The organism is Peribacillus sp. P4_D6, assembly GCF_056401795.1.
This window is the reverse complement of record NZ_JBFUIQ010000011.1, coordinates 1-14,831: the sequence shown is the minus strand read 5'-3', so window position 1 is coordinate 14,831 and position 14,831 is coordinate 1. Positions and strand designations below refer to the sequence as shown.

Genomic DNA, 14,831 nt, shown 5'->3' with positions numbered 1-14,831 from the left:
CCTCATTGAGGGGAGGTGACAAAAATGAAAAAAGAATGGCAAACTCCAAAATTAGAAGTACTTAACATTAACATGACTATGGGAGGTCCTGGTTTTACCATCCCTGATGATGTGCAGAATGATCCAGATGAAATGGTTCACCATAGTTAATTAAAGATTTGATTGTTTTCCCCAGTAATAACTGCTCTTATACAATTTTTAAGGTATAAGGGCTTTGATTAATTTTTCTAGTATTTGGAGTGAAAGAGATGGTAGAGATTGTACAAAATTTAGGTTATAGAGCTTTCGGATTGAACCTTTTTAGTGAAGTACCCCTTCCAGAGGTAACCAGACTAGGAATTTCCAAGGACATGACCGATGTGGAAATTGAATACGGGGATTTATCAGAGCTTTGGGAGAAGCAAGTTCTTTTGCCAAAACAAAAATATGTTGTTGAGAATCATATGGTTATGTTTGAAGTTCCCGGCATTGCCATATTCAAGATTCAAGAAGGAAAGAAAATTACCGTTTCCCCTATATCAAATTCTGATGAGGATCATATTCGACTATATATTCTTGGAACATGTATGGGGATTATCTTACTTCAGAAAAAAGTATTACCTTTGCATGGAAGTGCAATAGAAATAAATGGGAAGGCATATGCTTTTATTGGTGATTCAGGGGCGGGGAAATCAACACTTGCTGCTGCCTTTTTAAAAGAAGGATTTCAACTTTTAAGTGATGATGTTATCCCTGTTTCTCTATCAAAAGACAATAAACCCTTTATAACTCCCTCATATCCACAACAAAAACTATGGGAAGAAAGTTTACAAGCTTTTGGAATAGAAAAGAAAGATTACCAGCCTTTATTTGAAAGGGAAACAAAATTTTCTGTACCAGTTGCGTCTAGTTTTTCAAATGAACCTTTACCATTAAGCGCTGTATTCGAATTAGTAAAAACAGATCATGGAGAAGTTACACTACAAAAAATAAATCAACTAGAACGTTTCCAAACTTTATTCTCTCATACATACCGTAATTTTTTAGTCCCACGATTAGGCTTAATGGAGTGGCATTTTATGGAGTCGGTAAATATTTTAAATAGTATCCATATGTATCAATTGCATCGGCCTAACATAGGATTTACAGTCAATAATCTTGTATCTCAAATATTAGAAAATATAAACGAGGAGGATTCTTTATTTTGAAAACACAACAAATTACGTTAGAAAAAGCAATTGTACAAAGAGAGGGTAACATTGTTAGTGATATGGATGGAGAAAAAGTGATGTTAAGTGTTCAAAAAGGAAAGTATTATAACTTAGGTAAATTGGGTGGAGAGATATGGGATCTAGTGAAGGAGCCCGTTACGATTCAAGAGTTAGTTACAACATTACAGTCTCAATATGATGTAGAACAAACTGAGTGTGAGGAACAAGTCACGGACTTTATAAATCAATTGTTAGAGCAAGGCCTAGTTAAAATAGAAGATAGAATCAATTCCTAGTATCATGAATGACTAGCTCTAGGAGGAAACAATGAATATCACAAAGAAAGCTCGCAATTTTCTTCGATTGAACTTTAAAACCAAGCTACTGCTTATTGAGGCCTTTTTACATTTAGGTAGAGCCCGTTATCTTAAGAGCATTCCATTTTCAAAAGTTGCTCCTTCACTAGGTGAACAAATGAAAGAGACCTCATACACCTCTAATTCATCGGATAAAGAGGTTTTAGCCAACATATCGCGAGCTATTTATATTATGAGTCGCTATACTTTTTGGGAAAGCCAATGCCTTGTAAAAGCAATGGCTGGAATGAAGATGTTAGAGAAAAGAAATATTGATAGTACTCTTTATTTAGGTACAGCTAAAGATGATAATGGAGAACTCATTGCACATGCTTGGCTACGCAGCGGTCCTTTTTATATAACCGGTGCTGAAGTGATGGAAAGGTTCACGGTCGTTTCTAAGTTCGCTAAAGAGAACGGTGTTGGAAAGCTGGAAGAACAAGAATCTAGATAAAGCTCACGATACCTATTATAACAGGGGGAACGTTTAACACGATCTCCTCCGGAAATGGTTGTTTATCATAGCGAGTATATTACCTTTTTCTACGAATCACCAACCCCATTTGTATTATATTATATCCATTTAGGTAGAATTCTTAAAAACCTACAATGTGCCCCAATATCTTTCCTTCAAATGTCGTAATTCAGCAATATTGCAAAAAGCTCTGTAGACATTCGGGATAACTAAGAAGCAAGCTCTGTGATAGGAGGATATGGTTTTGAAGCATCTCTTGCATTTTACCAAGCAGATACATGATTATTCGGGGAAAATTCTATACATTAATCTTATTTGTATGATTTTAATAGGTTTTTTAGAGGGTGTAGGAATTTTCTTATTAATCCCGTTGATTGGATTGACCGGTATTTTAGATATTAGTACAGAGGAAGTTCCTTTTTTAAGTTGGGTTAATGAATTATTCATTGGAATTCCTGAAACGATTAGTCTTATATTAATACTGGGAGTTTACGTAATTTTAATGGTAGGACAAAGCATCTTTAAGCGGAATCAAACAATCTTAGGAGTGAAAATCCAACAAGGTTTTATTAGACATTTAAGAGATGAAGCCTATGGAAGTTTGCTGCAATCAAATTGGGGATTTTACCTGAAAAAGAGGAAAACGGATATCATCAACATCATGACAAATGAAACGTTCAATGTTAGTGCGGGTATTAATTTATTCTTACAGTTTTTATCTTCTCTTATTTTTACTTTCATTCAAATCTGTATAGCTCTTTATTTATCTGTTACAATGACTAGTTTTATCATAGTTTTTGGATTGATCCTAATCTTCTTCTCCAGGAAATTCATCAAAAAGTCTCAGTCTTTAGGAAAAGAAACTTTTCAACTAACACAAACATATTTAGCGGGTATTACGGATCACCTTAATGGAATGAAGGATATCAAAAGTAATTCATTAGAAGATTCTCATTTGAGTTGGTTTCATTCCTTAACTGAAAAAATGGAAAAAAACAGAATCAAGTTAACAACTTTAAATACGACGTCCCAAATGATCTTCAAAATTGTATCTTCAGTCTTAATTGCAATTTTTGTCTTTTTTTCAATAAAAATGTTCTCGGCCCAACCAGCACAATTAATGCTGATCATGGTTATTTTTTCAAGGTTATGGCCAAGGTTTACAAGTATCCAATCTAATTTAGAACAATTAGGATCTACTCTTCCATCTTTTAAAGCATTGTTAGATTTACAAAATGAATGTAGGGAAGCAAGAGAGTTATATGAAATGGATTATAAAAATATAAAGTCAATCGAAATAAAAAAAGGGCTAGATTGTCGTCATGTTTATTTTAGATATAATCCTCATGAAAGTACCTATGCCCTTAAAAATATAAATGTACACATACCTTCTAACCGTATGACGGCTATAGTAGGCCGATCAGGGGCAGGAAAAAGTACTTTAATTGATCTATTAATGGGATTAAATCAACCTGATCGGGGTGAGGTCAGGATAGATGATATCTTACTTACTAGTGATCACTTATTATCACTAAGGAAATCGATTAGTTATATACCGCAGGATCCCTTTCTATTTAATGCAACTATACGGGAAAATTTGATGATTATTGACCCGAATGCAAGCGATGAATCCATTTGGGAGTCTTTAGGGTTCGCTGCAGCTGATGATTTTGTCAGTAGGCTTCCACAAGGTCTTGATACACTCATTGGTGACCGGGGAGTGCGACTGTCAGGAGGAGAAAGGCAGCGACTTGTACTGGCTCGAGCCATTTTACGTAAACCAGCTATCCTTGTCTTGGATGAGGCAACAAGTGCATTAGATACGGAAAATGAAGCTAAGATACAAGCCGCCATCGAAAGATTAAAAGGGACCATGACCATTATTGTCATTGCTCATCGGTTATCGACGATTCGCAATGCGGATCAAGTATTGGTAATGGATCAGGGAGAAATTATTCAAGTCGGGGAATATAACCAACTAGCGAGTGAAAAAAGAGGGATGTTTAGCAATTTACTAGGCATCCAAATGGAATCGAGTATGTGATTCAGTAATTAAATCCGATTTGCCAGACTTTCTTTATTACATTGAGTAGACATTATGTGGATTATTCAATCATATAGTGGGTATTATTATATGAATTAAATAAAGAGTAACTATTTAAAGCAATGACTCATATATAGAGAACGGCTGCTCTATTGACTGGGTTAATTAAGAAAGGGTGAATTTTTTTAAAATGCCTTTATACCAAATGAGAGAAATATGGACACCCTTAAAATTAGTTGGAGTTAAGTTTTTTAAATCCGATGATAATAGTATTTTCATCAAGGTTTTTAACCAACATCGAAAAAGGTTAAAGTAATATGTTTTGATATAAGGAGTATTAACCTAAATGTACCTCCAAAGTGTTAGTAGAACCTCTTTAGCGTGTATCTAGCGTGTTAAATAAAAGTCATTAGTTTGTTTATTGAGAGCCTTAAATAAAAAAGTTTTAGTTTCCTTAGTATGTGTGGTTTTAATGATTCATCATGATTTGTGTAAGCGAAGTAACATTATGATAAAAGTGTCTACGGGGACACATGGGTATAAAGAATATCAGTGAATTCACCTGTCATAAAAATACAAACTTCAGATCATTTAAGGAAAGGTATTTTGTATGAGGTAATAGGTACAGAGTAAAAGAATGGTATGTATAAAGGGAAAAGATTCAGGATTATCGTTCATGACTTCATTAGGAGAGAACAGAACTTGAAAAGTCATCATATCAATGGAAAATATAAGAATTTGTGTACATGGAGGAAGGCTGTTAATCAGCCTTCTTTTTTTATGAACTGTTTTCTAATCAACCACAAACTGTTTCTATTCCTTTTGTTTAAATAGAATTAATTGGAATATGGTCACAATAATAAAAAATCATTTAAATGAGGGATATTTTATTATAAATAAACCTAACAATTCTGTGAGGGGGCTATTGAGGAGAACATTATTCAGTTTACCATTGTGGTTGTCATTTTTTGGTACGAGTAAAATTATAATGAATTTTACAAGTTAAGAAATTAAAGACACGGAATAAAAAGATACAACCATTGGTGATCGAGGAGTTCGACTGTCAGGAGGTGAAAGACAGCGTCTTGTACTTGCGCGAGCAATTGGAAATAGTGACAAAATCCAAGTAGGAAAATGGCAGGCATCACACAAAGACAGTTGTTTTTGTGTGATGCCTGCCATTTTTATCATACTTAAGTTGTATCATTTCAAATATTAGTTGGGTAAGCACCACTAAAACAAGCTATACAGCGACTGCTAGTTTCTCCAAGATCGACATCTACTGCCTCTAATAACCCATCGGTGCTTAAAAAGGCTAATGAATCTGCCCCGATAACCTTTCCCATAGCTCGTTCGTGTTCGTGTTTGTTGGCAAATAGTTCTTCCTTAGTTGGCATATCCACTCCATAAAAACAAGGGTTTCTAACCATAGGTGAACTAATTCTTACATGGACTTCCTTGGCACCTGCTTGCCTAATCAATTCGACAATGCGCTTGCTTGTCGTTCCCCTAACAATCGAATCATCGACTAATACCACCCTTTTTCCTTCCAAAATTTCTTGCACAGCGCTCAATTTCAGTCGAACAGCTAAGTCGCGCAATTCTTGCGTGGGCTCAATAAATGAACGACCGGCATAAGGGTTTTTAATAATCCCCATTTCATATGGAATTCCTGATTGTTGGGAAAAACCAATGGCGGCAGGGACGCTTGATTCGGGAACGGCAACGACAACATCAGCTTGTGTCGGATGTTCTTTTGACAGAATTTTACCTAATTCCTTCCGGATTGTTAAGACACTTCTCCCTTGAATAACGCTATCCGGACGGGCAAAATAGACAAATTCAAAGGAACAAAGGGAAACCTTACCTTTTTCCGCAAATCTTCCAGTTTGAATTCCATTTTCATCTATAAGAAGCCATTCACCCGGTTCAACTTCCCGCCAGAACTTAGCATCAACCGCATTTAAAGCGCATGTTTCTGAGGAGGCGATGATTGATTCACCAATTTTTCCAAGGCTAAGCGGACGTAACCCATGACGATCCAGGGCAATTAGCATTTGTTTTTCAGTCATTATAATCAAGGCAAATGAACCGTCGATACGTTTAAGCATATCAGGTGCGCTTTCTGCGAAATGCTTTTTACTTGAACGAGCTATTAAGTGAGCAATAATTTCAGTATCGGTTGTTGTTTGAAATATGCTTCCCTGCTGTTGTAACACATCCCGTTCTATCCTTGCATTTACGAGGTTGCCATTATGAGCAACAGCCAAGTCCCCCTCGCTATATTTAAAAACGAGGGGTTGTGCGTTCTGCAGTAAACTTTCACCAGAAGTGGAATATCGTACATGACCAATGGCCATATTTCCGCTTAATCCATCAAGGATGTCCCGTGAAAATACTTGGGTAACTAATCCCATTCCCCTGTGAGTCCTGAATGATTTCCCATCACTAGCCACAATTCCTGCACTCTCTTGACCACGGTGTTGAAGTGCATGAAGTCCGTAATAAGTTAATTCGGCTGCCTTGGGGTGATTAAACACTCCAAATACCCCGCATTTCTCCTGCATTTCTGACTCCATTTTTCTCTTCCTCCCGTTGATATCCTTTTTGTTATTTTTGGCAAATGGTGAATTTCTATCCTGTTTTATTTACTAATCGGTAAATCGATATGGATTAAACTAATTGCAGCCATAAAACAGTTCTTTGGAACAGGTAGGGATAATTGCTTAGCATTATTATCTTGTATAAAAGACTTTTGGGTACAATGGAATATTTTGAATGAATGTATTTTGTATGATTTATAGTAAACTATATAGTAAAGAACAGATATGAATTTATAAAATCTACCTCAGTATAAAAATAGTGGATAGTACAGTTATTAGTTTTGCTGATTGGCCGATAATATAATATGAAGAACAAGCAAAGGGACTTCGCAGAAAGCGCTGTCAGATAGCTGCCATCAAAATATAAGGAGAATATTTGGTGACAAAGTACAAATTTATTACGTTCGAGGAAGCTAATGAAAAGAAAGAAAGAAGTAAGAAAATTTTTATTGGGTCTTATATTACCATTATTTTAATTTTGATTTCATTATTGACTTTTTTTCTTGGTAAATTATAACGGGAGTTTATCAAATAGGGTTGAGAAATCAGTCCTTATTTTGTGTTAAGAAGGAAATGCACGAACAGTCAGGTTACTGCCAATTATGGTTTGTAATGCTGGCTTTTTTTGTGGGAAAAATAAATTAAAAATGAATCACTTAGTCCGCTTATTTCGAAAAAAATTTTTTTAGAATAGTAAATTTGAGCTTGTTTATGCTATTATAATTCTATTATTAATAAAAGAGTTGTAAAGAAAGCGCATTATACCAGTGTTTTCCGGTTGTGATGTCATTTTTTGATGAAAGATGTTGAAAAATGACATAAAAAAACGAATAGTATTAAGAGCTATTATTACGTTTTTAAGTATAATTAACATTAATATAGTTTTAATTAGCACCATGGAAACAGGGATTCAAGAGATTTATTAATCTTGGTTAATAATTAATGTGAAATATTCTTGAGAAAGGCAAACCTATTGAAAAGTAGGGGCGCAAAATTACAGGTCTAAGGCTACATGCTAAGATGGCTGTGTTACCACAAGTTGGGTGGGATTTATCATGGAAGTTAACAATGAACGGGAAGAATGGATTTATCTAATTTTAGAGGCAAAAAATCTAGGATTATCTATTGAAGAAGTGCGAGAGTTCTTAAAAGGAAAGAACAAAGCAGACATCAGGGGATAATAAAAATACTTAGGGAAGGCTGTTAATCAGTCTTCTTTTTTTGTTTTCATTAACGTAAAAGGTATCCAGAATAAAGAACATGGCGATAATAATAAAAACGCAATCTAATTGAGGGGAATTTTTATTATGGATGTACCTATTGCCTTTTTGAAGGGATTAATGTGGGGAATTTTATTCAGTGTTCCTTTATGGTTGGCATTTTGCGGTTGGATAAAAATAATCATGAATTTTATAAAGTAAGCGCTTAATAAATATAAATATTAAAATGATACCTAGGCAGGATTTAACAGGATAATCATAGAAACTAGTTAGTATACATAATGCTTTAGTCTTAGTTTGCTATAATTATAAGAAATATAGCCTATAAAAAATAGTTAATTATACTTAAGGATTTTTGGTTATGTGCCGATACTAGATTATAGAGATTAAGCAAAGGGACTTCGCAAAAGTGGCTGTCAGATAGCTGCCATCAAAATATAAGGAGACTATTTGATGACAAAAAACAAATTCAATACGTTCGAGGAAGTTTATGAAAAGAAACAAAGAAGCAAGAAAATTTTTATTTGGACTTATATTACCATTACATTAATTTTGATTTCATTAATGACTTATTTTATGGGAAAATCATAATATTGGGTATCGAAGGGGCTAAGGAATTGGTCCTTTTTTGTTTTCCTTTAAATCACTTAAATCATTTAGTTTTACTAGTAATCCTTTCTACTAATGTTTAGTAATTGTTAATTTTCTGTGAATTATCTAATGATAAACGAGTTTCCGCTTGCCAATTCCTACTATATATGTGATTATCAAATAAATGAGCTATAGTCCTTATTTTTGAAAAAGGGATTAGGACTACAGTATGGAATCGTGGCTCAATTATATATTGGAGTGGAAATTTCTAATGGATTTTTTTGATGTTTTAAAAGACACTTTTGCCAAGGGTGAGTCTGGACAAGATGTTACTGTAAATGAACTTGTGGAAGAGATTAAGGAGAAATTAAGCGGGATCATTGAACAACCTGATAGCATATGATCCTTGGAAACTTCGCCCTTTTTTTGCTCGTTAAATGGGCGATTGTCATTTCTTTTCTTGTATCGATGGTGAAGGCTCCAAATGAATTTAAAAAATCATTTCCGATACATATACTTTAGGAGCATGTCTACAACATGCTTCTTTTTTATAGTTTTCCCATATATATATAAATGAATGATAATCTGTGAGGGTGAGGAGAATCAATAAGATTCCAATAGGAGTATTGACGGCTATTCTCGTGGTTTTAGCTGTAGGAGCCTGTATCATTTTTCTTTTTCCCAGCGGATCAAAAAGCGTGGTTGAAGATTTCTATGAGTATGAAAGTAAAGCGGAGTTCGGGAAGTCCTGGGAATTATTAAGTTCTGAAATGAAGCAGCGGTTTCCGAATCGGGCGGATTATGTGCAAAATCGGTCACATGTATTTTTACAGCATATGGATGTGGAAACCTTTCAGTATGATGTAGGCCGTCCAAAGAAAGTGAAGAACTGGAGGCTGAATAAGGATGGAAGGCAGCATAAAACGGCCTATGAAATTCCGGTTACACAGGTCTTCAATTCTCGCTTTGGGGTGTTTACTTTGGAACAAAATTGTTATGTCGTCAAAGAAAAAGGCGAATGGCGTTTGTTATGGGATTATCAATTTGAATAGATTCCTCTCCTTTTTCAGGCTCAAGTTCGTTTTATTGAAAAGGGAGAGGCGCTGCTCTCATGTAATGCCGAAAAGATCTACTTCTCATGAAACATATTTCATTCTTGAACGGTCACTGATGGCTTTCAGAATAAACATTTTGTCCTGTTTGCTTAGCATAGCCCAGCTGCCTGCTTTGATTTTCATTTAAATCCACTCCTTTTGTTTAGGATTATTTATTATAGTTGATGAATGATGGTTGATGGAATTCCGGGTCCAAAGAATAATAGTGTCTAGTGATGAAAGGGGCAAGGGGAAGATGGAATTGTCAGCTCATATTAGATTATACCGTCTTTTCATGCCTAATAAACAACAAAAATTCCAACAAATCTCTACATTTGGTGTTCGTTTTTTGTCAGAATATTGGACGGGGAAAATGAAAAAGCTGTCAGGATGCGGGTCCGGACAGCTCTTTCATTTTTTCTTATTTTATGGATAATTGTTCTTTTAATTCGGATTGAACCTTTTCTTTTTCTTCATCTGACACAATATAATAGTAGATGCCGTCGATTTTCGTTCCGTTTCCATTTATGGACGATTGGGTAATGCTTTTGCTTGCATCTCTGTAGTTCTTTTGGATGTCCATCATGTCATCAAACGTCAAATTCGTCTGGATATTATTACCAAGTGCCGCGAAGACTTCATCGTATTTCGTCAGGGAGGAAAGGCTAGCGCCTTCCTTGATGACTGCTTCGATGATGGCACGTTGTCTGGATTGACGGCCGAAATCACCACTCGGATCATCATGTCTCATTCTTGAATAGGCAAGGGCTTCTTTCCCGTTAAGGGTATGCGTACCTTTTGCAAAATGAATGCCATCGGATGTGAAGTCCAAATCGTTTTGAACGGTCACGCCGCCGACTGCGTCAACGATATCCTTAAAGCCTTCCATATTGATCTTCATATAATAGTCGATTGGGATATCCAGGAAGTTTTCTACAGTATCCATGGACATTTTCGCGCCCCCGAAGGCAAATGCATGGTTGATTTTATCCTGTGTCCCATGACCGACGATCTCGGTCCGTGTATCACGCGGAATGCTTAGCATTTTGACTGATTTCTTTTGTGGATTGACTGTCAAGACGATCATAGTATCTGAACGGCCTTTGTCGCCATCACGTTCATCGACACCGAGCATGAGCATCGAGAATGGCTCCTGATCTGATAGTGCAAGGTCTTTCGTTCGTTTATCCGTGGTACGGTCTATTGGTGTATGCATCGTGTCAACGGTTTTAGTCAGTGAATTCCATACGGAGTAGGCAAAGGCTCCCCCGGCTAGTATAAAAAGTAGGACAATTATCCCGACTACCTTCAGCCATGTCCGTTTCTTTTTCTTCTTTTTTTCATGTCTCATAGTTTACTTCCTTCCTCTTTTTGTAACCACTTCATCTATTATATTTAATTTCATAGTAAAAGAATAGTATATTTTGCTATTTTATAATACCTTTGACATATTTTAGTGTAACTGTGTACTATGTAACTAGAACAATTTTTAAGGGGTTGGAAAAATTGAATTCATTTAAGGGTTTAGTGCTAAAGGAGTGGTTGATTGGGAAATCCACACTTTTGTGGTTGTTGGTTGCGCAAGTTGGATTTGTGTTTATTTCTTTTTTAGTATCCAGGTATTGGGAAGTTGCAGGTATTTTTTATATGTCTACATGGGTAATCATGATCTTGCAGCCATTTATTATGTTCTCTTTGATTTTTGGATGTTTGAATTATGATGGGAAGACGCAATTGTGGATTTACAATCCCCAGTCTGCAGCGATGTTGCTTGGAAGTAAATTATTGTCAAGTGTGCTGTTTCAAGTGGTTTCCATTTTATTTGCCGGCTGTTTAGTTTTAGTGGCTTTTAAGGTTCCGACTAGTTATTTTCAGCAAGACTTTCAGGTGGAAAATATAACGGAATTAGGTGGCTTGTTACAGATAGGCGGGGTTATGACGGCGGTCAGTATTGTCATTGCAGTGCTTATGATGTTTTTATGGGTAGTGTATCATGCACTCGCAAGGATCCAACTTATTAAAAACATTCGTTGGCTGTTTGTGTTTTTTTTGTTTATAGGAATGATTTTGTTGAAAAATTGGGTTGGGAATACAAAGGTATATCAGAAACTGGATGAAATATGGGCTGTACCGGCATTTAGCGGTTCGTCATCGTTTAGCTTATCTAAAACCAATTTGGAGTTTTATTTGGAAGGCGGAGGGAATATTTCGCTTTTGACAAGCGGATTGGATGTTATTGGATTACTGATATTGTTCCTAGCTTCATGTTGGCTCTTGGACCGAAAGATTGAGGTGTAAATGATGTCTGAGGAATTCCATGCATCAAAGCCGATTTATTTACAGGTTGCAGATCGAATTTGTTATTCAATATTACGCGGTGAGATAAAGAGTGGGAATAGGCTGCCATCGGTTCGCGAAATGGCTGTCCAGATGGGCGTCAATCCGAATACAATCCAACGCACTTATACCGAGATTGAGAGGGATGGAATCGTGGAGACGAGAAGGGGGCAGGGTACATTCGTTAAAAGTGATCCTGCGCTGATTGCTTCATTGCGTACTAGGATTCAAACGGAAGTTATTGAGACTTTCGTTGAGAACATGAAAGAAATCGGCTTGTCGAAAGAAGAAATGCTTACAGCGGTACAGCAATTTCTGAAGAAGCAGGGGGATGCGGAATGACGGTTGAGCTGTATGATGTATCTAAAAAGTATGGCAGCATTGCTGCCCTCGATGGTGTAACACTCACGTTTGAAGTGGGGAAGATTTATGGGGTGTTAGGGACCAATGGAAGCGGTAAGTCAACATTGCTCAAACTGATTGCCGGTCTCGTCAAACCGGATCAAGGAGAGGTTACGGTCGATGGGGTGCCGGTAAGCAGGAGGTCGGCTTMACATGTTTCTTATCTGACAGAGCTTGATTTTTTTTATTCTCATTTTACGGCAGGTCAGTATATTGATTTTCATGCCTCGCAGTTTGCTGATTTTAATCGGGATAAGGCAATTGAAATGCTGGCATTCATGAAATTGGATGTACGGAAGAAGGTCCGTACGATGTCGAAAGGTAATCGCGGAAGGCTTAAATTAGTGCTGGCTTTGTCTCGGGAGGCACCTGTCGTTTTATTGGATGAACCATTCTCAGGGTTGGACGTTATGGTCCGGGATTCGATCGTACGGAGCTTGCTGTCTTATATCGATTTTGAAAGGCAAATGGTTATCATGGCGACTCATGAAATCGAGGAAATCGATAAAATCCTTGATGAAGTCATTCTGATTAAGGATGGCGAGATCATCTCTAGGGAAAGTGTCGAGGGTCTTCGAGAATCTAGTGGGAAATCAGTGATCGGTTGGCTAAAGGGACATCATAGCTAATATGAAGGAATAATAAAGTAGCTTCGGAAAAGAGTCCGAGGTTACTTTTTTTGTTTGGAATGAGAAAACTATGAATCTAATGAATTGGACCAGTCAAAATGGATGGAGAGTGTTCCTTCAAAATGGGTGATAAGCAAAGTCCCTCCAAGAAAGAAGGCGCATATATATGCAATACGGATATCCTTAAAGAATAAATAAGTCTTGGAGGCTAAGCACAAATGGAATTTTTAACGGAAAGTTCATCATACGAAAGTAATTCGGCGGAAAGTTCATCATACGAAAGTGATTCAACGGAAAGTTCATCGTACGAGAGCGATTCAACGGAAAGTTCATCATACGAAAGTGATACAACGGAAAGCTCATCGTACGAGAGCGATTCAACGGAAAGCTCATCGTACGAGAGTGATTCAACGGAAAGCTAATCAGATGATGAAAGTAGTTCAACTGAAAGCTAATCAGATTTAACAATTAGTTAAATTAGAACGGAGATTTACTTAAAAATGGGTGATAAGCAAAGTCCCTATTAGAAAGTAGGAACATATATATGCAGTACGGATATCCCTAGAGGATAAATAAATTTTGGAGGTTAAAGAATAAATGGAATATACAACGGAAAGTTCCTCGTACGAAAGTGATTCAACGGAAAGCTCCTCGTACGAAAGTGATTCAACGGAAAGCTCCTCGTACGAAAGTGATTCAACGGAAAGCTCCTCGTACGAAAGTGATTCAACGGAAAGCTCCTCGTACGAAAGTGATTCAACGGAAAGCTCCTCGTACGAGGGTGATTCAACGGAAAGTTCCTCGTACGAAAGTGATTCAACGGAAAGCTCCTCGTACGAGGGTGATTCAACGGAAGGCTCCTCTTATGAGGGTGATTCAACGGAAGGCTCATCGTACGAAAGTGATTCAACGGAAAGTTCATCAGATGAAAGCGACTCAACGGAGAGTTCATCAGATGAAAGCAGCTCAACGGAGAGTTCATCAGATGAAAGCAGCTCAACGGAGAGTTCATCAGATGAAAGCAGCTCAACGGAAAGTTCATCAGATGAAGGCAATTCAAATGAAATCCTCGCCGAGCCCGAAGAAGAAGAAGAAGAAGAAGAAGAAACTGAAAATTCAGCCGAGGGTGAGGAAAATGGCACTCCTCGTCGTGTGAATGTTTTTAAGAAAATGTGGCTGGATAATATGATTAAAGCATCGAAGGGTATCTATAAAGACGAAGATTGACCATACAGGTACAGCAACCAAAGAGTTGTTGTGCCTTCTTTTGTAAAAGGACATGCCGCTAGACTCGTAATTGACGCTAGGATTGTAATCCAATTACTAGAACGAGAAAAATTGGCCAAGTAAGGCAATTCAGAGGGAATTTAGCTTAAGCGGTTTCTTAAGAAAGGACCTAGCCGGAGTGTTTGGCTGACAATTGTACATATTGCCTATGGATGATTAAAACACAATGGTTTACTGGTGGTTTATTGCGGGATAATGGTCAATATATTGAACTGGAACTCTTTGGAAAATCCATGCAGTTGGGATTTTAATAGAAATAAGTTTAAATGGAATGTGGCTGTACACTTTTCTGTTTACAAACCAAAAAACTGGTCCGTGCTCAATTTAGTTTGCGTCCGTTAGATTAGTGGGATGGTCAGTGCGGTGAAAGATGGCATCATGAGATGATGAATGAACAATGGGGAGGCAGTTTTGTCAACATGAGGCATGTTGAAAGTTTTCAATAGGCTCTTTTCGTAAAGRTTGTTGTTTTTAACGAAACTATTTAAGGTTGATTGGAGCGGAAGTGCGAGACTCCTGCGGGAGCAGCGGGACAGGTGAGACCCCACAGGCGTTTACGCCGAGGAGGCTCACCGCCCGCCCCGCGCTCACCGCCCGCCCCGC

General features: G+C 37.1%; 17 protein-coding genes and 1 riboswitch. Of the genes, 15 read left to right on the top strand and 2 right to left on the bottom strand.

The annotated features are described in order from the left end of the window. The first annotated feature begins 24 nt into the window (after nucleotides 1-24). The 5 genes from AC1DVB_RS06115 (at nucleotide 25) to AC1DVB_RS06095 (ending at nucleotide 4,065) form a co-directional block, all read left to right on the top strand. Entirely contained in the window at nucleotides 25-150 is a 126-nt protein-coding gene (locus AC1DVB_RS06115; protein WP_477588555.1) for a paeninodin family lasso peptide, read from the top strand. A gap of 98 nt (nucleotides 151-248) precedes the next feature. After that, on the top strand, nucleotides 249-1,187 hold the full coding sequence (locus AC1DVB_RS06110) for an aldolase (RefSeq protein ID WP_477588553.1): 939 nt from the start codon (nucleotides 249-251) through the stop codon (nucleotides 1,185-1,187). Continuing rightward, nucleotides 1,181-1,486 (top strand): lasso peptide biosynthesis PqqD family chaperone, encoded by a 306-nt coding sequence (locus AC1DVB_RS06105; protein ID WP_403083520.1) that lies wholly within the window; start codon nucleotides 1,181-1,183, stop codon nucleotides 1,484-1,486. The genes AC1DVB_RS06110 and AC1DVB_RS06105 overlap by 7 nt, the downstream gene beginning before the upstream one ends. Nucleotides 1,487-1,517: 31 nt before the next feature. Next, nucleotides 1,518-2,000, top strand: coding sequence for a lasso peptide biosynthesis B2 protein (locus tag AC1DVB_RS06100; protein ID WP_477588551.1), 483 nt, complete (start codon nucleotides 1,518-1,520; stop codon nucleotides 1,998-2,000). A gap of 265 nt (nucleotides 2,001-2,265) precedes the next feature. After that, a complete protein-coding gene (locus AC1DVB_RS06095; protein ID WP_477588549.1) occupies nucleotides 2,266-4,065 on the top strand; it encodes an ABC transporter ATP-binding protein in 1,800 nt (599 codons plus the stop codon). A 1,208-nt stretch (nucleotides 4,066-5,273) separates the two neighbouring features. Here the strand turns inward: AC1DVB_RS06095 and purF are convergent. Beyond that, complete coding sequence (gene purF / locus AC1DVB_RS06090; protein WP_477588547.1) at nucleotides 5,274-6,644, bottom strand: amidophosphoribosyltransferase; 1,371 nt, start codon at nucleotides 6,642-6,644, stop codon at nucleotides 5,274-5,276. Between the two features lie 403 nt (nucleotides 6,645-7,047). Between purF and AC1DVB_RS06085 the strand changes: the two genes are divergently transcribed. The 5 genes from AC1DVB_RS06085 to AC1DVB_RS06065 all read left to right on the top strand — a co-directional run bounded on the left by AC1DVB_RS06085 (nucleotide 7,048) and on the right by AC1DVB_RS06065 (nucleotide 9,531). Further along, nucleotides 7,048-7,185: a hypothetical protein gene (locus AC1DVB_RS06085; RefSeq protein ID WP_170946874.1), complete on the top strand. Its 138-nt coding sequence runs from the start codon at nucleotides 7,048-7,050 to the stop codon at nucleotides 7,183-7,185. A 436-nt stretch (nucleotides 7,186-7,621) separates the two neighbouring features. Beyond that, nucleotides 7,622-7,705: riboswitch (cyclic di-GMP riboswitch) on the top strand. A gap of 18 nt (nucleotides 7,706-7,723) precedes the next feature. Beyond that, nucleotides 7,724-7,849: an anti-repressor SinI family protein gene (locus tag AC1DVB_RS06080; RefSeq protein ID WP_328119375.1), complete on the top strand. Its 126-nt coding sequence runs from the start codon at nucleotides 7,724-7,726 to the stop codon at nucleotides 7,847-7,849. Nucleotides 7,850-8,341: 492 nt separating this feature from the next. Beyond that, on the top strand, nucleotides 8,342-8,479 hold the full coding sequence (locus tag AC1DVB_RS06075) for a hypothetical protein (protein WP_477588544.1): 138 nt from the start codon (nucleotides 8,342-8,344) through the stop codon (nucleotides 8,477-8,479). Between the two features lie 271 nt (nucleotides 8,480-8,750). Next, the gene (locus tag AC1DVB_RS06070) at nucleotides 8,751-8,882 is read left to right on the top strand and encodes a YwzD family small protein (RefSeq protein ID WP_318253712.1); all 132 of its coding nucleotides are present in this window, start codon (nucleotides 8,751-8,753) and stop codon (nucleotides 8,880-8,882) included. A gap of 190 nt (nucleotides 8,883-9,072) precedes the next feature. Next, a complete protein-coding gene (locus tag AC1DVB_RS06065; RefSeq protein WP_477588542.1) occupies nucleotides 9,073-9,531 on the top strand; it encodes a hypothetical protein in 459 nt (152 codons plus the stop codon). A gap of 463 nt (nucleotides 9,532-9,994) precedes the next feature. On the opposite strand, the gene tagU is transcribed toward AC1DVB_RS06065, so the two are convergent. Beyond that, nucleotides 9,995-10,924 (bottom strand): polyisoprenyl-teichoic acid--peptidoglycan teichoic acid transferase TagU, encoded by a 930-nt coding sequence (gene tagU / locus AC1DVB_RS06060; RefSeq protein WP_034308672.1) that lies wholly within the window; start codon nucleotides 10,922-10,924, stop codon nucleotides 9,995-9,997. Nucleotides 10,925-11,079: 155 nt separating this feature from the next. On the opposite strand from tagU, the gene AC1DVB_RS06055 reads away from it, so the two are divergent. The 5 genes from AC1DVB_RS06055 to AC1DVB_RS06035 all read left to right on the top strand — a co-directional run bounded on the left by AC1DVB_RS06055 (nucleotide 11,080) and on the right by AC1DVB_RS06035 (nucleotide 14,168). After that, the gene (locus AC1DVB_RS06055; protein ID WP_095678527.1) at nucleotides 11,080-11,871 is read left to right on the top strand and encodes a hypothetical protein; all 792 of its coding nucleotides are present in this window, start codon (nucleotides 11,080-11,082) and stop codon (nucleotides 11,869-11,871) included. A gap of 3 nt (nucleotides 11,872-11,874) precedes the next feature. After that, complete coding sequence (locus tag AC1DVB_RS06050; protein ID WP_034311366.1) at nucleotides 11,875-12,252, top strand: GntR family transcriptional regulator; 378 nt, start codon at nucleotides 11,875-11,877, stop codon at nucleotides 12,250-12,252. Beyond that, nucleotides 12,249-12,941 carry an ABC transporter ATP-binding protein gene (locus tag AC1DVB_RS06045; protein WP_477588539.1) on the top strand — a complete coding sequence of 231 codons (693 nt, stop codon included), beginning with the start codon at nucleotides 12,249-12,251 and terminating at the stop codon, nucleotides 12,939-12,941. The genes AC1DVB_RS06050 and AC1DVB_RS06045 overlap by 4 nt, the downstream gene beginning before the upstream one ends. A 218-nt stretch (nucleotides 12,942-13,159) precedes the next feature. Further along, on the top strand, nucleotides 13,160-13,363 hold the full coding sequence (locus AC1DVB_RS06040; RefSeq protein ID WP_230135788.1) for a hypothetical protein: 204 nt from the start codon (nucleotides 13,160-13,162) through the stop codon (nucleotides 13,361-13,363). A 175-nt stretch (nucleotides 13,364-13,538) separates the two neighbouring features. Further along, nucleotides 13,539-14,168, top strand: a complete 630-nt coding sequence (locus AC1DVB_RS06035) for a hypothetical protein (RefSeq protein WP_477588537.1) — start codon at nucleotides 13,539-13,541, stop codon at nucleotides 14,166-14,168. Nucleotides 14,169-14,831 lie beyond the last annotated feature (663 nt).

Excerpts from the sequence above, each read along its gene's own strand:
- AC1DVB_RS06040 (WP_230135788.1), top strand. The coding sequence starts at position 13,160 with ATGGAATTTTTAACGGAAAGTTCATCATACGAAAGTAATTCGGCGGAA.
- AC1DVB_RS06050 (WP_034311366.1), top strand. The coding sequence starts at position 11,875 with ATGTCTGAGGAATTCCATGCATCAAAGCCGATTTATTTACAGGTTGCA.
- AC1DVB_RS06075 (WP_477588544.1), top strand. The coding sequence starts at position 8,342 with ATGACAAAAAACAAATTCAATACGTTCGAGGAAGTTTATGAAAAGAAA.
- AC1DVB_RS06080 (WP_328119375.1), top strand. The coding sequence starts at position 7,724 with ATGGAAGTTAACAATGAACGGGAAGAATGGATTTATCTAATTTTAGAG.
- AC1DVB_RS06070 (WP_318253712.1), top strand. The coding sequence starts at position 8,751 with ATGGATTTTTTTGATGTTTTAAAAGACACTTTTGCCAAGGGTGAGTCT.
- AC1DVB_RS06100 (WP_477588551.1), top strand. The coding sequence starts at position 1,518 with ATGAATATCACAAAGAAAGCTCGCAATTTTCTTCGATTGAACTTTAAA.
- AC1DVB_RS06035 (WP_477588537.1), top strand. The coding sequence starts at position 13,539 with ATGGAATATACAACGGAAAGTTCCTCGTACGAAAGTGATTCAACGGAA.
- purF (WP_477588547.1), bottom strand. The coding sequence starts at position 6,644 with ATGGAGTCAGAAATGCAGGAGAAATGCGGGGTATTTGGAGTGTTTAAT.
- AC1DVB_RS06110 (WP_477588553.1), top strand. The coding sequence starts at position 249 with ATGGTAGAGATTGTACAAAATTTAGGTTATAGAGCTTTCGGATTGAAC.
- AC1DVB_RS06115 (WP_477588555.1), top strand. The coding sequence starts at position 25 with ATGAAAAAAGAATGGCAAACTCCAAAATTAGAAGTACTTAACATTAAC.
- tagU (WP_034308672.1), bottom strand. The coding sequence starts at position 10,924 with ATGAGACATGAAAAAAAGAAGAAAAAGAAACGGACATGGCTGAAGGTA.